We start from the raw sequence: 18,266 nt of genomic DNA, 5'->3' as shown, positions 1-18,266 counted from the left end.
TTAGTTTTCTTTCCTTTTTGCGTACTGAGTATCTACTGTACTCGCAGCTGGTAACTGAAGATTTGTCGAATTTTCTACAGCAAAATCAATGCCACGACCTGTAAATAAACCTTTGATATCGATATTACTTGTAATAGCACCCTTGAGAGTATCTCTGTGCCCTATGGCTTTAATAATGTAGGGGCTTTGTATGCCTGTCACGCCTACAAGTACCGTCCCACCTGCAGAACGTACGGAGGTTTGTGGCCCAAGACGAAGATCATTGACACTTATAGCTTCAGCACCACCAGCCCATAAGTACGATATTATAAGTTGGAGTTGTGCATCGGTGACATTTGTCTGACTTTGTCCATCAGTAACACGTCCCTGAAGAGTATTTTGCGCTGATGATGAAATAGTTGGATTCCGCAACGTCACTGTAATTCCGTCGCCCGCCACCTTTGATTGGGCATTCATAATATTGGTGGTATACACGGACGAGAGATTTTCGGCCTCTTTACGGGATTTGTTGGTGAGCTGTGTCAGACTGGAACGTTGTTGTGATATATCCGATTCCAATTTCTTAGCGTTTTTTGCCACGTCAGATACTTGTGCTGCAAGAGCTGCACGAACTTTTTCGCGTGAACGTCCTTGAAGGTTGCGAACTACTTGTGTTCCTGTGAATCCTACAATGATGCACAGTAAAAAAGAAATAATCTGTGTAACGATACGCCGACTTGGCGATATACGCATGGCAGTTAATGTAGAGTCCTCAAACATCGGATCAATCGGACGCGAAATCAAATCATCGATAAGTTGTGAGGAACTCTGTCTACGACGATCTTTAATATCTGTGACATCGTGTATCAAAGATGATGTATCCTTGTCAATCCGATGCTTGCCAAGTTTTCGTACATCAGCAGAGAATACAGAACGTACGCGAGCTGTATTTTTTATCGATTCTGGCGGAATGATACTGGGAATAGTGTTACTAGTGTGCTGCTCGCTGCTCACGTAAAGTCCCCCGAACAAGGCCTATTGCTTGACGAACATAGATAATTCCTGCTATCCAATACATTACAACGCCCCAAATTGCCAAAGCAGTTCCAGCTGTAGCAAGTAAACCAAAAATCGGTGCAGTTCCCAACCCAGAAATCATGAGAAGAGGAATATCGGCCATAATCATGGCAGTCGCTGTTTTTCCCACAAAATGCACAGGGAGCGGACCATATCCGAACTGTGCAAGGATTATAATTACTACACCTAGCATCAAATCACGTGCTCCTACGACGAGCAGGAACCACCATGGGATGAAACCTGATGTGCCTAAAGCTAAAATCGAGCAGAAAATTAGTAATCGATCAGCTATGGGGTCAAGAATCTGACCAAGTTTCGTAATTTGGTTCAGCTTACGCGCAAGAAAACCATCAAGAGCATCTGTCAAAGCAGAAAAAGCGAGAAGCACTAGTCCCCATAGCAAATAATCATGAGAAATGAGGACTGCTATAAATGGAATCGAGATAAGACGAAATAAGCTCACAAGATTCGGCCACGTCACGATACGATTAGTCGGCTTAAGCTTCAGAGCTTCCTTCTCTAATTCTTCTTCTGCCATAGCTCCCTTACATTCGTGATGCCTGTATAGCTGTAATGATAATAGCTCTAGCCCCGACCTCGTAAAGCTGATCCATGAGCGTATTCATCTTGTCCTTAGGAATCATAGCTCGTACAGCTGCCCATTGTGAATCATGTAAAGGCGAAACTGTAGGAGATTCAAACCCTGGCGTTATAGCAACTGCCTCTTCGACATGCTCAAGAGGAATATCATAATCCATAAGAACATACGAGTGAGCAGTCATGACCCCCCGAAGTCTGCGCTGGAAGACAACCAAATCACGGTCATCTTCATCTACATGAGGAGCACGAATTACAATTGCTTCCGACGTCACAATCGGTTCGCCGAAAATGCGCAGTCCGGCATTTCGCAAAGTCGTTCCTGTAGAGACAACATCAGCTATAGCATCCGCCACTCCAAGCTGGACAGAAGATTCCACCGCGCCATCTAAATGAACAACTTTTGCATTCAGGTGGTGCTCTGCCAAGAAGTCTGCGACAATCTTATCAAACGATGTTGCGATACGCTTCCCTTCGAGTTGCTCAATCTGTACGATATCGCTATCGCGTGGAGCTGCAAAGCAGAATGTCGACTCGCCAAAACCTAAACTCATTTGTTCGACAGCTTCGGTCTGGGAATTAAGAAGCATATCACGACCTGTAATGCCGATATCGATCATGCCACTTCCCACATATACTGCGATATCGAGTGGCCGCAAATAGAAAAGTTGAATTCCGTTTGCTTCGTCATCAACAACGAGCTGACGCGGATTTGAGCGTAATTTATAGCCAGCTTCTTTCAATAAATTCCATGCCGGTTCTGAGAGCATGCCTTTATTTGGCACAGCAATCTTTAACATATGCTTATCGTCCCCTTACGCTCAAAATCGTGACTGTGTCCTCGCATCTTCTGATGTGTATGCTTTTTACAAGTACTTGTACACGTCCTCGAGGGTAATACCATGCTTAATCATCATGACTTGAACATGGTAAAGCAGCTGGCTCATTTCCTCAGCAGTGCGTTCTTTTCCCTCATACTCGGCAGCAATCCATACCTCACCGGCCTCTTCGTTAATTTTTTTACCGATGAAGTGCGTCCCCTTATCGAGTTCTTCTACCGTTAAGGAACTTTCTGGACGATTCTGAGCTTTCTGACTGAGCTCTTCAAAAAGACCTTCAAATGTTTTCATGCGCGAAATGCCTCCTGTGCGTTAGCTCGAATGTCTGCAATTGCCTGAGCTGGGTCTTCAGTACCGTATACAGCAGAACCTGCCACGAGAACATCTGCACCAGCAGCTGCAACAATTGGGGCGGTGGTCGGGCTTACCCCGCCGTCGACCTGTATCTTGACGTCAAGCCCACGACGAGTAATCTCATCACGTAAACGGCGAACTTTGCTCATTTGATTATCAAGGAATTTCTGCCCGCCGAAACCTGGCTCAACAGTCATGATAAGAATCATGTCAAACTCATCGAGAATATCAAATATTGGCTCTACCGGCTCAGCTGGACGAACTGCGAAGCAAGCTTTTGTACCCATGTCATGAAGTTGGCGCGCTAAACGCACTGGAGCATGTGCTGCTCCCATATGGAACGTCACAGAATCAGCACCTGCTCGAGCAAATTCAGGAGCCCACCGATCAGGATCTTCAATCATCAAGTGTGCGTCAACAGGAATTGGGCTTACCTCGCAGATACGCTTCACAATAGGCTCACCAAGCGTTAAATTAGGAACGAAATGGTGGTCCATCACATCAACGTGGACTAAATCTGCGGTTTTGATAGCTTGCAACTCACGCTCAAGGTTGACGAAGTCAGCAGATAAAATACTTGGTGCAATTTGAATAGTCATGTTTCCTCATTTTATGGCAAATTCGAGACCTTGGAGATTCTCGATGTTTTTGTCTCAGTATCTGATGTTTTAGTTCGTTGTGCTATTGATTAGCGACATCATGAGTAGCTTTAGATGAATGGGTCGAATGGTGTTTCTTTACGATTTCCTTGGCCTCTTCATACAACTCTTTGTCACTCTTTCGTTTCGATTTTTCTTCCTCTGTTTCATGTAAGTGCTGTTGCGATGCTCGAGCATGCTCTTCACGAGATTCCTGATTAAGTTTTGCCCTCAACTGGCGTCCCGTCATCTTTCCCGCAGCAACTTGCTCTTCTAGCTCACTGACGTACGCGAGATGTTTTGTATAGGTACTTTCTAGCTTGCCGTTACGTTGTATGAGGACAAAAGCAACCACGCCACATACAAAAACGATAAGCGAGACCCACACGTTGACTCGAATTCCTAGAATTTCATGGGAGAAATCAATTCGTAAAGCTTCAATCCATGCTCGTCCTGCTGTGTACCACATAACATAGAGGGCAAAGAGAGAGCCAGCCTTAAATTTTTGAACAAGCTTATCTCCAAGCCAGAGAAGTAACGCGGCACCGACAAGATTCCACAGTATCTCATAGAGGAACGTCGGGTGAAAAAGTGTACCCGTTGGACACGTACTACCGTCGTAGCACACTTCGTTCGCGCCAATTGCATACGCAGAACTATTCAGCTTCAAGCCCCACGGAAGTGTCGTAGGAGCACCGTAGAGTTCCTGGTTAAAATAATTTCCCAATCGTCCAATCGCTTGTGCAATAAGCAATCCAGGAGCTAGAGCATCAACAAGAAGAGGTGTTGGATATTTCTTATAGCGACACCAGCCCCAGACACATAATCCTCCTACAAGCACTGCGCCCCAGATTCCTAGACCACCGTTCCAAATCTTCCACACGTCACCGAAATTTCCTGTAGGTCCAAAATAGAGGTTTGGTGTAGTAACGATGTGATATATGCGCGCCCCAATGATACCTGTAGGAACGGCAACAATAGCAATATCAAGAATCTGATCGAATGTACCGCCGAATTTCTTCCACCGCTTCGTGGTAATCCACACCGCAGCACAAATGCCCAGCAATATAGCAATGGCGTAGAAACGGATTGTCAATGACCCTATGTGGAAACTGGATATCGACGGAGATGGAATATAAGCTAAGTTTTTCATGCGAATCCAATCATTCGTGAATGTATAAGTTAAGTTACATATAAGTTATATGAGTGCTATATGAGTGTCAGAGTGTTCTATGATGCTCCATGCACACATGCAAAAGTCATGTACCTGCTCAGAGCTTCTTTTGTGGAGCATATCCCACAACCGCTGGGAGTACGCCACCCTCATCAAAACACGAATATTGACCTGTGTGGCACGCTGCTCCGACTTGGTCGACCTGAACAAGCACAGCATCTCCATCGCAATCTAGTTCCACCTTTTTTACGAATTGCACATGCCCTGATGTATCTCCCTTACGCCAGTACTCTTGTCGTGAGCGTGACCAAAACGTCACGCGACCAGTAGTCAGCGTTCTATGCAATGCCTCATCATTCATATATCCTACCATCAGAACTCGTAACGTATCATACTGCTGAATCACAGCTGCGAATAAGCCATAATCATCATGTTTAAGCCGTGGCTTGATATCGTCGAAATTTACATTGAAATCTTGATTGCTGTCTATGGTAGTCATATCTCGCTTTGCTCCATATCTTTTAAAATTCATCTAACTTCGTAGCCGTGCTTGCGTAGCTCATCTTTAACTTCAGGAATCGTAACAGTTCCAAAATGGAAGACAGAAGCTGCAAGCACCGCATCTGCGCCTGCCTCAATAGCCGGAGGGAAGTCTTCCACTTTACCTGCGCCACCGCTAGCAATAATAGGGATATCAACAGCTGCGCGAACGCCGCGAATCATCTGAAGATCAAAACCGTCTTGAGTTCCATCAGCATCCATTGAATTTAAAAGAATCTCACCTGCTCCAAGCTCTGCAGCATGATGCGCCCATTCTACTGCATCAATCCCTGTACGATGTTTACCGCCCATCGTTGTTACTTCATAACCGGAATCTGTGTGACGCGTACCATCAACTGTTACTTCACGCATGGCATCCACAGAAAGCACCAGTACCTGTGCGCCAAAACGGTCTGCCACGGCGCTAATGAGATGCGGATTATTAATCGCTGCAGTATTCACACCGACCTTGTCAGCTCCACTACGCAATAAACGATCTACATCTTCAACTGACCTTACTCCACCACCTACTGTCAAAGGTATAAACAATTCTTCAGCAGTGCGTCGAACCATATCATACGTTGTTTCACGCTCATCACTTGATGCAGTAATGTCCAAAAAGGTTAGCTCATCAGCACCTTGATTAAAGTACTCGCGTGCAAGCTCAACGGGGTCTCCCGCATCGCGCAGATTCTTAAAATTGACCCCTTTAACCACACGACCTGCATTGACATCAAGGCAGGGAATCACCCGAACTGCTAATCCCACATCTCCTCCTTGGATAAATTTCTCTCAAAACTCACTGGGATTTTTCTAGAACTTTCAGCGTCGTGTTTGTAGCTTTTACGAACGCCTCACGAGGTCTTCAGCAAGCTCTTTTGCGGCCAGTTGACCACAAGCTCCATCGATGTCAGATCCACGCGTGTCGCGCAAAGTGGCAGAAATTCCTGCATTATGAAGAATCTCAATGAACTGTGCTTCATCCTCTGGCTTAGAGGCTGTCCACCGAGATCCCTCTATAGGATTGAGAGGAATTGGATTAACATGAACCCAGTCATCACCATAATGGTTAAGGCGTTTTGCCAAGAGACGAGCATGCTCCGCTTGATCATTAATACCTTTCATAAGCGCATACTCAATGCTTACACGTCGTTTCGTTGCTGCATAGTAGTCATGTGCAGCATCGAGGACCTGCGTAGTATTAAACCGCTTATTCATTGGAACAAGTTCATCGCGCAAGTCATCGCTAGGAGCGTGGAGAGAGACCGCTAAGCGTATAGGGATATGCTCATCGATAAGCTTCCGGATACCCGGTACTACTCCAACAGTTGAAAGGGTGATGTTACGAGCTGAGATACCAAATCCTTCTGGAGGTAAAGTACTAATCTGGCGAATCGCTTTCATCATCGCCTTGTAGTTACCTAGGGCCTCTCCCATTCCCATAAAGACAATATTACTTAAGCGAGTAGGGCCTCCAGGTAGTTTGCCTTCCTCACACTGCAATGCAGCAATGCGTACTTGTTCGAGAATCTCTCCTGCCGACATATTGCGTGTCAATCCTAGTCGACCCGTCGCGCAGAATGGGCAATCCATGCCACAACCTACCTGACTCGAGATACACAAGGTAACGCGTTTAGGATATTTCATCAAAACCGACTCAATGCGTGAATTGTCAAAAAGCTTCCACAGCGTTTTAATTGTCTCGCCATTATCGGCTTCCTGCTCAAGAAGTGGTTCGATAAGAGTAGGGAAAAAACTTTTCTGTACCGTCTCACGTAAATTTGATGGAAAATCTGTGTACGTTGCTACATCAGTATTGTAGTGGGCAAAATAATGTTGAGCTAGCTGCTTTACACGAAACGCAGGCATCCCCAATTCGCGTGCAACATTTTTGCGCTCATCGTCACTCATATCGGCAAGATGAAGCGGAGCTTTACCACGGCGAGAGTGATTTTTTGCTAATACATCGCGAAACGCACCATGAGTACCGCCATCAGTAATACCACTTCCTAGGTCTAAAGTATCTAGAGTAGCCATAATCTCGCCTTTCTCTGATGATCGAGGTCTTATTGAAGTAATTTCACAGCCCTAAAGCCATGATGAGTATGCAAATAACCGGAGCACACATCAGAATAGAATCTACCCTATCAAGTACACCACCGTGACCGGCAAGCAGAGTCCCCATATCCTTAAGCCCCATATCTCGTTTAAGCATAGAAGCACATAAATCTCCAAATAGCCCTACTATTCCGACACAAATTCCAAGAATAATAAGCTCCACTACATGCTGTGCAAACTGTGTATGAGAATAAGCGAAAACGCCGATAACAAAAGAACCTATAGCAGAAAAAAGCACTGAACCTATCAGACCCTCTACGCTCTTTTTAGGAGAAATACGTGGTGAAAGTTTATGTTTACCAAATGCAGCACCAAATGCTAAGCCCCCAATATCTCCCAAAGATGGTAAGAAGATAACCATAAACTCAAACGCAACAGGATGATCTCGCGTAACAGGTAAAACGATAAAACTACCTAGTACTGTTATATAAAAAACCGCAAGTAGTGTAGCACCAATATGAGTGAGACGGGAATGCTCTAATTCAATGTGTTCAATATTATTTTTTGAATGTGGCGCTTTCTGAGATAAGGAACGCTCTACCTTTGCACTCTTAAAGTTTTCAAAACAAGAGAAAATAACAGATAAAGCAGCAGTTATCGTGCACCCTAATGCAGCAGTCAAAGCAGGCTGCTGAGCTGGAACGTAGTAGATGGCAGCTAAAGTGCCAACCGTCATAATGATAAGAGGAATGAGCGGAATGCGAATCCCAATAGTTGAAAAATCAACGCGCAACTCCCACAGAGCGATACATACGAAGATAATGACGAGCCACAAGAATATTTGCGTGTTAAAAATTAAGCTTGCGACAACAAGAATTACGAGGAGAGCACCAGTGACCACAGCTTGGACCATATTTCTACCGGTGCGTTTGTTGATTTCATCAAGCTTCGCCTCGATATCGTCTTCTGGTCGTGCCGTGTGCCCCATAGTACTCTCCTTGTCAGTTTCAAGTATTCGTTGAAATCAAAAACTGAAAACTAAACAGAAAGAATCTCTTTCTCTTTGGTAGCAAGCATAGTATCGATTTCGTCAGAAACTTGCTTTGTTACCTTATCAAGCTCGGACAAGAGACGCTTGCCCTCATCCTCACCATAGTCACCATCTTTGATAGCAGCGTCGATGCCTTCTTTTGTCTTACGCCGAATATTTCGGATAGCCACTTTACCGTCCTCAGCTTTTTCCTTAGCAAGCTTGACATAATCTTTACGACGCTCTTCTGTAAGCTCAGGCATGGTAACGTGGATAACATTACCATCTCGGCGAGGGTTGACTCCCAAATCGGAGTCTCGAATAGCTTTCTCTACAGCTCCTACTTGCGAAGCATCAAACGGTGTAACTGCTAAGGTACGTGCATCTGGTACACCAATTGTAGCCAACGACTTAATCGGCGTCGGAGCACCATAATAATCTACGACGAGACCATTTAAGAATGCAGGATTTGCACGACCAGTACGAATGCCAGCAAAATTCTCCTGAGTAGATTCCACGGTCTTCTTCATCTGTTCATGAGCTTGATCGACTACGGATGCCATTGTTTCTCCTTTATTAGCTAGAAATATTTAACTGCTCTCGTTTGCTACTGTGGACTAGTCTTCATTTGAAACTAACGTGCCAAGCGACTCACCCACAAGAGCACGAGTGACGTTACCCGCTTCTTCAAGACCAAAGACACGAATACGCATGTTGTTGTCTCGTGCTAGAGACAAAGCAGAGGCATCCATCACTGCAAGATTTTCTACCAATGCACGGTTAAAAGATACAGATGTCAGCAACGTAGCATTCTTGTCTTTGCGAGGATCTGCAGTATAGACCCCGTCAACACCATTCTTACCCATGAGAACTTCTGTACAGCCTGCCTCAAGTGCTCGCTGCACAGAGACAGTATCCGTGGAAAAGTATGGCATTCCCGCCCCAGCACCGAAAATGACAACGCGTCCTTTCTCCATATGGCGGATAGCCTTTAAAGGTATATAAGGTTCAGCAACTTGTCCCATGGTTATAGCGGTCTGTACTCTAGTCGGCTGCCCCTCCTGCTCTAAGAAGTCTTGCAATGCCAAACAATTCATCACAGTTCCAAGCATCCCCATATAGTCTGCTCTACTGCGCTCGAGGCCTTCTTTACTGAGCTGCGCCCCGCGGAAGAAATTTCCGCCACCAACGACAACAGCTACCTGGACACCTTGTTCGACAGCCGCATGAATCTCTTGAGCTATACGACGAATAACCTCAGTGTCCAAACCGATAGAGCCTCCGCCAAATGCTTCTCCTGAAAGCTTCAGCAATACTCGACGCTGCTTTGCCACTACGACGTTCCTTTCATCGGAATACAAATTGCTTTAATACTACGTGATAAGCCATACAAAAAAGGCAGTTGCCAGTAGTGACAACCGCCTTAATGAAAGAAACTAAATAAATTATTTATTCAGCATCTTCGCCCTTGCCAACTTCAACGCGAGCGAACGCGAGAGCCTGACCATCGACCTGCTTGAAGAGATCTCCAATAGTCTTAGATGGATCCTTGACATAAGCCTGCTCAAGAAGCACAACTTCCTTGTAGAAGGCATTCATACGACCCTCAACAATCTTTGGAATAATCTTCTCCGGCTTGCCTTCTGCAAGAGACTTTTCAGTAGCAACACGCTTCTCAGACTCAACAATTTCTGCTGGGACTTCCTCGCGAGTAAGCCACTTTGGAGCCATTGCAGAAATCTGCAAAGCAACCTCGTGAGCAACCTGAGCACCATTCTCATCAGTTGCAACCATAGCAACAATGGATGGTGGAAGTTCTACAGACTTGCGGTGTGCGTAAATTTCTACATGAGGTCCCGAAACCGTTGCAACCTGACCAAGCTTGACATGCTCATGGAAGAGCGCGCCAGCTTCGTCAATAGTGTCCTTCACAGTACCTTCCGTAGTGGAAGCTGCGAGTACTTCATCAGCGTTGGAAGCACCAGCTACTACGACAGCTGCTACGACCTTCTCGCCAAGCTCAACGAAAGCGTCAGTCTTAGCTACGAAATCTGTCTCCGAGTTGAGCTCAACTGCATAACCAGTCTTGCCCGCAGCTGTGTCTGCTACGGAGGATGCGATAAGACCTTCCTGCGCCTTACGACCTTCGCGTGCGCCCGCAGCCTTGATACCGGAAGCACGAATAATTTCCTTTGCACGTGCGATGTCACCGTCAGCCTCAGTCAAAGCTTTCTTCACATCCATCATACCTGCGCCGGTTGCCTCGCGGACTTCCTTGATGAGAGCAGCAGTAATCTGTGCCATTTTTATCTCCTCAAAACTAAAAACTTGGATTGTAGTGACTTACTCAGCCTTTGGTGCTTCAGCTTCTGCTTGCGCTGGAGTTTCCTCGGTCTTTGCGTCAGACTTCAAGAGTTCAGTTTCCCACTCAGCCAATGGTTGCTCAGATGAAGCTGCATTTGCAGCACCCTTTCCGCCGCGTGCAAGCAAGCCGTCAGCTACTGCATCTGCCATCAAAGCAGTAAGGAGCTCAATTGCGCGGATTGCATCATCATTCGCTGGGATTGGGTAATCTACAGTTTCTGGGTCAGTGTTCGTATCCACAAGAGCTACTACAGGGATGCCAAGCTTGTGAGCTTCTTCAACTGCGAGAGCTTCCTTATTGATGTCGACGACGAACATTGCTGAAGGAGTGCGGTCCATGTTACGGATACCGCCAAGCTGCTTGACGAGCTTTTCCTTTTCACGCTCAAGAAGAAGGAGCTCTTTCTTGGTCAAACCGCTGGACTTTACATCAGCAAAGTCCATCTCTTCGAGTTCCTTCATGCGTACAACACGCTTGGATACGGTCTGGAAGTTAGTGAGCATACCACCCAACCAACGCTCAGAGACGTATGGCATATTTACACGAGAAGCCTCAGAAGATACAGCCTGTGCAGCCTGCTTCTTAGTACCAACGAAGAGTATGGTACCATTGTGAGCTACAGTCTGCTTAACAAAGTCATAAGCCTGATCAATGAGGTCAAGGGACTTGAACAGATTGATGATATGAATGCCGTTGCGCTCTGTCAAGATGTACTGCTTCATCTTAGGGTTCCAACGACGGGTCTGATGACCAAAATGAACGCCAGCCTTAAGCATCTGGCTCATGGTAATTTCTGCCATGGGTATACCTTTCTGTCGGTTCTTGCCTGGCTATGCAAATTCACGTACAACTTTTGGAGCATAGCTCCATAGTCGACCGACATGAATCGTCGCACACATAGCGCGAATTGCACATCACTAGACGATAATTTCTCGAGCATGTGTTCGTGCGAATACACAAGCTCAAAATACAGATATGCAGATTCTAGATTACTAGAACCTGCATACATACATGCCTACTTATCTACTGTAAGAAGACTACCTGTTTTGTTTACGTATCTGTCGCATAGCAGCACGTCGTTCTTCCTTCTCCAGACGATCTAAATATACATGTCCATCGAGGTGGTCGCACTCATGCTGAAGCATACGTCCCATGAGACCCGACCCCTCTAGCACTACTTTTTCGCCACGAAGATTTATACCTTCTACCTTGGCATAGTCTGCACGGCGTGTCTTGTACCATAGCCCCGGAACAGATAGACATCCCTCATCACCGTACTGTTCTCCAGATTTTTCAACGAGGACTGGGTTCAAGACATAGCCGACACGGCCGTCGATGTTATACGAGAATGCTCGCAGGGACACACCAATTTGATTTGCTGATAATCCCGCTCGACCCGGATCGTCAACTGTGTCCAATAAATCCTGTACAAGAGACTCAATCGCTGGTGTAATCTCCGCAATTTCGTCGCATGGTGTGCGAAGGACGGGATCTGGTACTACACGAATGTCACGAAGTGCCATAAGTCCTACTCCTCCTGTTCCGCAGATGTCTCAGTGTCTTCTAATTTCTCTGTAGTTGCACGCAGGCGTTCCTGAAGTTCCGCAACGTTCTTGGTAGCAGTCTCTTGGGCCTTCTTGACCATCGGTTCGAGTTTTTCACGAGCTGCTTGTACCGTAGGCTGTACTTGTTTGCCGATTTGCTCGGCAGCCATCATGATTTTATACGTGGCAGCATCGGACATTGCAGAAGGTTTTGGAGCATAAACAATCTCATCAATAACCTGTGCATACTGCTTAATAATACGTGGACGCACAATCTTCATACTTGGAGTTAATGTTCCAGTTTCCTGGGTAAATTCCGAAGGAAGAACGACAAATTTACGCACAGATTCAGCACGAGAAACAGTAGCATTGGCACGATCAATGAACTCTTGGATATATGCACGTACTGCTTCATTTTTTGCGGCATCTAGAGCCGTCATGTTAGCATCAAGACCTTGTCCCTCGAGCCATGAGCGAAGCATATTCGGCTCAAGTGTAATCAACGCTGCAATGAATGGCTTATTATCTCCGACAACGACAGCATGAGAAACAATTGGACATGTGCCGATAATATCCTCCAAAGGTGCTGGGGATACGTTCTTACCACCTGCCGTAATAATGAGATCTTTCTTGCGCCCTGTGATATAGATGAAACCATCATCATCAATTGATGCAAGATCTCCCGTGCGCAGATAGTCTCCATCCATCGCTGCTGCAGTTTGTTCAGGATTATTGAGATAGCCGATGAAAACGCTTGGTCCTTTAATTTCTAGCTCATCTTCATCCGTGAGTCGCACCGAAAAACCTGGAGCAACACGACCAACTGCACCAATTCGATTATTATCCTCAAAGTTCACGATAGACGGAGCTGCTGTTTCGGTCAAACCATAGCCCTGAATAAAAGTCAGCCCATCGATACCATTAAAGAAATGGGCAAGATCTGTATTCATCGGCGCACCGCCACATGCCATGAACTTCATGCCATTGCCCATCGCTGAATGGATAGAAGAGCCCACAGCACTCATAAAGAAGTTATGTTTCATCTTCTCTGTAAAGCTATGCCCCTTACCGTCTTGCTCATCCTTACTCCATTGAATAAAGTGTTTAAAAGCTTGGGCGAAAATATGTCCTTTTACACCATTGCCCGCTTTTTGGGAAGCTGCGTTATATACCTTTTCATACACACGCGGAACTGCGAGCATATATGATGGACGGAAACCTCGCAAATCCGCAAGCAAATGCTTAGTATCGGATAAATAACCGATAATACCGTGCGCGCCAATCGCCGTGTACTGAATATAGCGCGCAAATGCGTGTGCAAGTGGTAAGAAGAGAAGCAGGCGTGTAGGATTGCCTGCTAACATGTTTGGCAGCACCTCATATCCGTTTTTTGCGGTATGCACGAAGTTCCTGTGAGAGAGCACTGCGCCCTTCGGCTGACCGGTAGAGCCTGATGTAAAGATAATAGTAAGCGGGTCGTCAGCTTTTACTTGAGATATAGCGCCATCAAGCTGCTCATCAGAAATCTTAGTCCCCCAGTCTGCTACAGCTTGCAAACCATGAGACATGAGATTAAAACTATACCGCACAGAATTATCAGACGATTGGCGTAAATCTTCTAAGATAATTGCTCGTTCATCTCCACCAGCGAACGCTACTTGAGGAGAAGTTTCCTTAACAATCATCGCCACCTGTTTTGCAGAATCTGTATCATACACTGGCACAGAAACGGCACCAATCGCAGCACACGCAAAATCAATAACACCCCATTCGTAGGATGTCGGTGAATAAATAAGTACTGTATCACCTTTTGCAATACCAAGACCGAGAAGGCCTTTCGCGGCTTTACGGACGTCATCAATCATATGAGCGGTAGTAATATCCGTCCACTGTCGTTTTGGACCACGAAGCGCCTGGGCAACGATACCCTCTGGGTCTTTCTCATACCGATCATTGAGCAATGCAAAGATAGTGTCATCGTCAGTAGTCTGATAGATGTTATCTGTAGTGTATTCACGTAACATATGCTCAATTATAGGCGTAAGTCTCAAGAATGTATTACGCGCAGTTTTCTGCCTACCAAAAATCAATACTGTGGCACATCCACTTCTGCCCCTTCAACCTAAAAACGACATTTACCCAGCACGGCGAAGATCCTAAAGTTAGACCAACATTGGCATCAAAGCACGTTGGGGAAACTACGAAACCATTGAGCGTGCGTAAGATAAATGGCAAATGTTTACGAGATGCGTCTGCCCACGGAATAAGTTGCTTGCCATGACGTTCTTCTTTAAGCAAATCTTTAAGATTGCTGATTTGACCTATGACTCGTGGTGTAACGAGAGAGTTTAGCATGTTGATAGACAATCTATCTCTCACCACGTCAAGCGCTAAACACGCCACGTTGCAACTATTTAATGCAAGCTGCTCACACGTATCTTTAGGAATATCTCCACATACACATTGTGCTATATGGAAACGAATATACTCATTCTTTCTGCCGATACTGTGGTATGTATCGAACACCAATTCTTCATCGAATTCATCCACGATAGAGTCTCCTCTATCACCCTTCTCATTTCAGGCGTATGGATCGCCTGCCAATACACATTTGCCTCGTGCATGTGAACGAGGCAAACAGTACATACGCGATATATTTTACCGGTGATCGTACGGGGTTGCAACTACCGGACAATTTTGGAACTGTCGCAATGTCGTGTATCCCGTTGAAGCCATCGCACGCCTCAACGCTCCAATATAGTTCATTGAGCCATCTGCGCGAGTACTTGGCCCCATCAAAATCTCTTCCATCGTGCCAACTTGCTCGAGAGTCGCTCGACGTCCGCGCGGTAAAGAAGCATGGGTTGCTTCACGCCCCCAATGTGTTCCTTGTCCTGGAGCATCTGTGGCGCGCGCAAGCATAGTTCCCACCATGACAGCATCTGCTCCCATCGCAAATGCCTTAACAAAATTACCTGTATTGCCCATGCCACCATCAGCAATAACTTGAACATATCGGCCGTCAGACTCTTCCATATAATCCTTGCGAGCTGCAGCAATGTCGGCAATTGCAGTAGCCATAGGCACATGCATACCGAGTATGCTTCGTGAAGATGAAACCGCAGAGCCACCTGTACCAACTAAAACACCAGCCGCACCAGTGCGCATCAAATGCATTGCAGCACGGTACGTTCCAGCGCCGCCTACGATGACTGGAACATCTAATTCATAAATAAACTTTTTCAGATTCAGCGGCTCATGAGTTATAGAAATATGTTCAGCTGACACGGCGGTACCACGAATAACGAAAAGATCTACCCCCGCATCGACTACTGTTGAATAAAACTCTTGAGTGCGCTGTGGCGTCAATGCTCCTGCTACCGTCACACCGGCTTCGCGTATCTGCTGAATGCGTGCAGTAATAAGTTCAGCCCTGATAGGCTGAGCATACAGTTTCTGCAGAAGAGCCGTTGCTTCCTCAGGAGCAACATGGGCAATTTCTTCAAGTTGCTTCGAAGGGTCCTCATACCTTGTCCAAAGACCTTCCAAATCAAGAACTCCTAGACCGCCCAACTTCCCAAGTTTAATAACAGTTTCAGGGCTCATCGAGGAGTCCATGGGCGCCCCCATCACAGGAATGTCGAATTGATAGGCATCCACCTGCCATGACGTATCCACGTCTTGCGGGTCACGCGTTCGTCGTGTAGGAACGATAGCTACATCGTCAAGCGCGTAGCACATACGTCCAGATTTGCCCATACCAATTTCAATTTCCTGAGTCATGAGCACTACATTAGAACACAACTGTGACGTGCGTATGCTTTGTTCACAATTATGTTCACGCTGTGAACCAGGAGCTTCTATAGAGGATGTACGCTAAAATTTGTTTCACAACACAAGTGTGAGGCAAGGAGCATTCATGACAATTCGCCGTATGAGAAGATACACACTCACCGTCATCAGCATCATTGCTTTAGCTTTCGCAACTGCGTGTGGCTCGCCCTCAGTGTCGTCACATTCTTCTGCATCTCTTGATAGTGCCACGGTAGATATCCTCACACCGTCGAGTAATAACTTGATTGACCCTCACACTCCAATTAATTCATGGTCGTCATTAGTCTCACATACAAAGATATCACTACAGTCTCGAGGCTTTTCTCATTCACACATCTACACTCATACGAGTCGGTCTGTATTAGACCAAATCAAGAAAATAAACTCCTTGACCGCCCAGTATAAAAAGAGCGCTTCACACCGCAGCACTATCGTCATCGCCCCGCTTCCAACTCAAAAGAACTCTAATGTTCAAACCATCACATCTCATTTTGGGGATTATGTCACGCTGAATCGCGAGCAAGACACAAACGAGAACAGTGCCATTACTACCGAAGAAAAGCAAGAAGAAAAAAATCTCGAACATCAACTCGCAACCTCCCTCCAAAGAGCACACGATAGCGGCATACATGTCATTGTCCTTGCAAATAAAGTCTCTGGATTCGAACCAGACTATTTCGTTGAGTTTTCATCAGCAAGAACTATCGCGCGTATCCAGACGGATAATCTCGTAAAAAAGCTCCGCTTAACTGCAGCAACGCGTAAAAAACCTAAGGCTATCGAAATCCTTCTTCCGATGAATGCAGGCGCATCTTTTTGTAGAGAACTTTTTGATACTACGTGGAAAATTTTAAAGCCGTACTACGCTACTGGAGTTGCATACAGTCCTTCAGGTCTTCTCACTACGAATAGTTCTACAGATGATTGGCGAAATGTATCAGTTGCAGATGATTCCGCAGCAGGTATCCAGGCAGCACTCGAAGTTCGTCTTACCTCATCCTCAAAGAGCCCACAATCGTGGCATACCATTGACGGTATCCTCGCGTATAACGACTATATTGCCCTGAGTACGGTAACAGCCCTTGACCATATGGGATTTACAGGGACAAGCGACACTGTAAATCCTGATATCACGCTGGAAAGTATCGTCAACTCTCTGTCTGGGCACGGTACCATCAATAAGCAAGAAGTTCCTGAACCACATCAGTGGGCAGCTACTCATTCCACTGAAAACACTGACACATCATCTTCATCCCAGTCTTCTAGCGTAGACCATCAGCAGTCTCATAACGATACCTCACGTACAAAACACCAATGGCCTATCATCACAGGGTACGGTATATGCATCAGTTCTGTTTCTCGTATCGTTGATGGAAAAATTTGGGTCAGTGCGATGGAAGATAGGATGCAGGCTGCATCTACTATCACAATCCTTACTGAACATGAGAGTACATCTATGAGCACTTCTCGTCTTAAAGAGCTCATTGGTAGCATCAACACGACGAAGAAGGAAGTGACGAATCCGCTTTTTGCGGTGAATGCGGATAATTTCAAGAAGACAATGCTCGATACTGGTTACGTTAATCCTGCGGATGCAGGATTGTAACTCGCCTAAGTTGAGCTATAAGCGCCGGATCAGCATAATGATCTGGCGCAATTTTTATGCCCCAATGCACACATTCATGGAGACAATGGTCGCTGGCACCGTCTGAGACATGAGCAAATACGCTACCACGATGGATATGAGTTCCTCGAGGTATATCCGTTACTGCTGGTTCAAAGGTTGATTTCCACCCGTTTGTGTGAGTAATAGTAACGACATCTTTACCAGCTACTTTACCAGAAAAACTGATAACGCCGCTTCTTGGAGCTTTTAATGATGTTCCAGGTTCAGTGCGTAAATCGATGCCTCGATGTCCGGATAGCCATGGTTGCGGCGGAGCATCAAATGCTCGTAAGACTTCGTGACTGTCGGTGGGCCATCTCATCAGTGACATGCAGTCATTGGGACTTACATCTTCTTTAAGCTCTGCTGCATATGGTTGTACAGGACTTTTACTAACAATAAGCGAAGCTTGAGCGTTTGGCATTTGGAGAGCGAGAATAAGGACGATACACATGCATGTCAGTAATGTCGTATATACGCCATGCCATACTCGCTTGTTAGGGGTTAAAACCTGTTTACAGTATATAAAATGTGTCTTTACTCTACATTGCATAAGTTCACTATGCATCGC

20 protein-coding genes are annotated in these 18,266 nt (G+C 45.8%); 1 reads left to right on the top strand and 19 read right to left on the bottom strand.

The features are described 5' to 3' along the window. The 18 genes from ACFQY8_RS04300 to ACFQY8_RS04215 all read right to left on the bottom strand — a co-directional run bounded on the left by ACFQY8_RS04300 (position 1) and on the right by ACFQY8_RS04215 (position 15,978). On the bottom strand, positions 1 to 993 hold the full coding sequence (locus ACFQY8_RS04300) for a DUF881 domain-containing protein (protein ID WP_377938668.1): 993 nt from the start codon (positions 991 to 993) through the stop codon (positions 1 to 3). Then, the gene (locus ACFQY8_RS04295; protein WP_377938667.1) at positions 971 to 1,594 is read right to left on the bottom strand and encodes a CDP-alcohol phosphatidyltransferase family protein; all 624 of its coding nucleotides are present in this window, start codon (positions 1,592 to 1,594) and stop codon (positions 971 to 973) included. Before ACFQY8_RS04295 ends, ACFQY8_RS04300 begins: the two co-directional genes overlap by 23 nt. Positions 1,595 to 1,601: 7 nt before the next feature. After that, the gene (gene hisG / locus ACFQY8_RS04290) at positions 1,602 to 2,453 is read right to left on the bottom strand and encodes an ATP phosphoribosyltransferase (protein ID WP_377938666.1); all 852 of its coding nucleotides are present in this window, start codon (positions 2,451 to 2,453) and stop codon (positions 1,602 to 1,604) included. A gap of 66 nt (positions 2,454 to 2,519) precedes the next feature. Beyond that, entirely contained in the window at positions 2,520 to 2,783 is a 264-nt protein-coding gene (locus tag ACFQY8_RS04285; protein WP_377938665.1) for a phosphoribosyl-ATP diphosphatase, read from the bottom strand. Beyond that, positions 2,780 to 3,445 carry a ribulose-phosphate 3-epimerase gene (gene rpe, locus ACFQY8_RS04280; RefSeq protein WP_377938664.1) on the bottom strand — a complete coding sequence of 222 codons (666 nt, stop codon included), beginning with the start codon at positions 3,443 to 3,445 and terminating at the stop codon, positions 2,780 to 2,782. Before rpe ends, ACFQY8_RS04285 begins: the two co-directional genes overlap by 4 nt. Before the next feature lie 82 nt (positions 3,446 to 3,527). Further along, complete coding sequence (gene lgt, locus ACFQY8_RS04275) at positions 3,528 to 4,637, bottom strand: prolipoprotein diacylglyceryl transferase (RefSeq protein ID WP_377938663.1); 1,110 nt, start codon at positions 4,635 to 4,637, stop codon at positions 3,528 to 3,530. 118 nt (positions 4,638 to 4,755) lie between these two features. Further along, entirely contained in the window at positions 4,756 to 5,157 is a 402-nt protein-coding gene (gene hisI / locus ACFQY8_RS04270) for a phosphoribosyl-AMP cyclohydrolase (protein ID WP_377938662.1), read from the bottom strand. Between the two features lie 29 nt (positions 5,158 to 5,186). Beyond that, entirely contained in the window at positions 5,187 to 5,966 is a 780-nt protein-coding gene (gene hisF, locus ACFQY8_RS04265; protein WP_377938661.1) for an imidazole glycerol phosphate synthase subunit HisF, read from the bottom strand. A 75-nt stretch (positions 5,967 to 6,041) separates the two neighbouring features. After that, positions 6,042 to 7,235: a 23S rRNA (adenine(2503)-C(2))-methyltransferase RlmN gene (rlmN, locus tag ACFQY8_RS04260; protein ID WP_377938660.1), complete on the bottom strand. Its 1,194-nt coding sequence runs from the start codon at positions 7,233 to 7,235 to the stop codon at positions 6,042 to 6,044. A 43-nt stretch (positions 7,236 to 7,278) separates the two neighbouring features. Beyond that, positions 7,279 to 8,244 (bottom strand): phosphatidate cytidylyltransferase, encoded by a 966-nt coding sequence (locus ACFQY8_RS04255; RefSeq protein ID WP_377938659.1) that lies wholly within the window; start codon positions 8,242 to 8,244, stop codon positions 7,279 to 7,281. Positions 8,245 to 8,294: 50 nt separating this feature from the next. After that, positions 8,295 to 8,849, bottom strand: a complete 555-nt coding sequence (gene frr / locus ACFQY8_RS04250; protein WP_377938658.1) for a ribosome recycling factor — start codon at positions 8,847 to 8,849, stop codon at positions 8,295 to 8,297. Positions 8,850 to 8,903: 54 nt separating this feature from the next. Further along, entirely contained in the window at positions 8,904 to 9,620 is a 717-nt protein-coding gene (gene pyrH / locus ACFQY8_RS04245; protein ID WP_377938657.1) for a UMP kinase, read from the bottom strand. A gap of 115 nt (positions 9,621 to 9,735) precedes the next feature. After that, a complete protein-coding gene (gene tsf, locus ACFQY8_RS04240) occupies positions 9,736 to 10,590 on the bottom strand; it encodes a translation elongation factor Ts (protein ID WP_377938656.1) in 855 nt (284 codons plus the stop codon). 39 nt (positions 10,591 to 10,629) lie between these two features. Then, positions 10,630 to 11,451, bottom strand: coding sequence for a 30S ribosomal protein S2 (rpsB, locus tag ACFQY8_RS04235; RefSeq protein WP_377938655.1), 822 nt, complete (start codon positions 11,449 to 11,451; stop codon positions 10,630 to 10,632). Between the two features lie 237 nt (positions 11,452 to 11,688). Continuing rightward, positions 11,689 to 12,174, bottom strand: a complete 486-nt coding sequence (gene def / locus ACFQY8_RS04230; protein ID WP_377938654.1) for a peptide deformylase — start codon at positions 12,172 to 12,174, stop codon at positions 11,689 to 11,691. 5 nt (positions 12,175 to 12,179) lie between these two features. After that, positions 12,180 to 14,219 carry an AMP-binding protein gene (locus ACFQY8_RS04225; RefSeq protein WP_377938653.1) on the bottom strand — a complete coding sequence of 680 codons (2,040 nt, stop codon included), beginning with the start codon at positions 14,217 to 14,219 and terminating at the stop codon, positions 12,180 to 12,182. A gap of 52 nt (positions 14,220 to 14,271) precedes the next feature. Next, the gene (locus tag ACFQY8_RS04220) at positions 14,272 to 14,745 is read right to left on the bottom strand and encodes a hypothetical protein (protein WP_377938652.1); all 474 of its coding nucleotides are present in this window, start codon (positions 14,743 to 14,745) and stop codon (positions 14,272 to 14,274) included. Positions 14,746 to 14,853: 108 nt separating this feature from the next. Next, positions 14,854 to 15,978, bottom strand: a complete 1,125-nt coding sequence (locus tag ACFQY8_RS04215; RefSeq protein WP_377938651.1) for a GuaB3 family IMP dehydrogenase-related protein — start codon at positions 15,976 to 15,978, stop codon at positions 14,854 to 14,856. Positions 15,979 to 16,114: 136 nt separating this feature from the next. On the opposite strand from ACFQY8_RS04215, the gene ACFQY8_RS04210 reads away from it, so the two are divergent. Next, positions 16,115 to 17,635 (top strand): hypothetical protein, encoded by a 1,521-nt coding sequence (locus ACFQY8_RS04210; RefSeq protein ID WP_377938650.1) that lies wholly within the window; start codon positions 16,115 to 16,117, stop codon positions 17,633 to 17,635. Here the strand turns inward: ACFQY8_RS04210 and ACFQY8_RS04205 are convergent. Continuing rightward, positions 17,610 to 18,119, bottom strand: a complete 510-nt coding sequence (locus ACFQY8_RS04205; RefSeq protein ID WP_377938649.1) for a M23 family metallopeptidase — start codon at positions 18,117 to 18,119, stop codon at positions 17,610 to 17,612. The genes ACFQY8_RS04210 and ACFQY8_RS04205 overlap by 26 nt on opposite strands. Between the last annotated feature and the right edge of the window lie 147 nt (positions 18,120 to 18,266).

This window comes from Alloscardovia venturai, assembly GCF_042676605.1.
GTDB classification, from domain to species: Bacteria; Actinomycetota; Actinomycetes; order Actinomycetales; family Bifidobacteriaceae; genus Alloscardovia; species Alloscardovia venturai.
Note: the sequence above shows the minus strand (reverse complement) of the source record. Positions and strands in the feature narration are given on the sequence as shown.

What these genes read in the sequence shown, in the direction of transcription:
- ACFQY8_RS04295 (WP_377938667.1), bottom strand. Translation starts at nt 1,594, where the DNA reads ATGGCAGAAGAAGAATTAGAGAAGGAAGCTCTGAAGCTTAAGCCGACT.
- hisG (WP_377938666.1), bottom strand. Translation starts at nt 2,453, where the DNA reads ATGTTAAAGATTGCTGTGCCAAATAAAGGCATGCTCTCAGAACCGGCA.
- ACFQY8_RS04285 (WP_377938665.1), bottom strand. Translation starts at nt 2,783, where the DNA reads ATGAAAACATTTGAAGGTCTTTTTGAAGAGCTCAGTCAGAAAGCTCAG.
- rpe (WP_377938664.1), bottom strand. Translation starts at nt 3,445, where the DNA reads ATGACTATTCAAATTGCACCAAGTATTTTATCTGCTGACTTCGTCAAC.
- lgt (WP_377938663.1), bottom strand. Translation starts at nt 4,637, where the DNA reads ATGAAAAACTTAGCTTATATTCCATCTCCGTCGATATCCAGTTTCCAC.
- hisI (WP_377938662.1), bottom strand. Translation starts at nt 5,157, where the DNA reads ATGACTACCATAGACAGCAATCAAGATTTCAATGTAAATTTCGACGAT.
- rlmN (WP_377938660.1), bottom strand. Translation starts at nt 7,235, where the DNA reads ATGGCTACTCTAGATACTTTAGACCTAGGAAGTGGTATTACTGATGGC.
- ACFQY8_RS04255 (WP_377938659.1), bottom strand. Translation starts at nt 8,244, where the DNA reads ATGGGGCACACGGCACGACCAGAAGACGATATCGAGGCGAAGCTTGAT.
- frr (WP_377938658.1), bottom strand. Translation starts at nt 8,849, where the DNA reads ATGGCATCCGTAGTCGATCAAGCTCATGAACAGATGAAGAAGACCGTG.
- tsf (WP_377938656.1), bottom strand. Translation starts at nt 10,590, where the DNA reads ATGGCACAGATTACTGCTGCTCTCATCAAGGAAGTCCGCGAGGCAACC.
- rpsB (WP_377938655.1), bottom strand. Translation starts at nt 11,451, where the DNA reads ATGGCAGAAATTACCATGAGCCAGATGCTTAAGGCTGGCGTTCATTTT.
- def (WP_377938654.1), bottom strand. Translation starts at nt 12,174, where the DNA reads ATGGCACTTCGTGACATTCGTGTAGTACCAGATCCCGTCCTTCGCACA.
- ACFQY8_RS04225 (WP_377938653.1), bottom strand. Translation starts at nt 14,219, where the DNA reads ATGTTACGTGAATACACTACAGATAACATCTATCAGACTACTGACGAT.
- ACFQY8_RS04215 (WP_377938651.1), bottom strand. Translation starts at nt 15,978, where the DNA reads ATGACTCAGGAAATTGAAATTGGTATGGGCAAATCTGGACGTATGTGC.
- ACFQY8_RS04210 (WP_377938650.1), top strand. Translation starts at nt 16,115, where the DNA reads ATGACAATTCGCCGTATGAGAAGATACACACTCACCGTCATCAGCATC.
- ACFQY8_RS04205 (WP_377938649.1), bottom strand. Translation starts at nt 18,119, where the DNA reads ATGCCAAACGCTCAAGCTTCGCTTATTGTTAGTAAAAGTCCTGTACAA.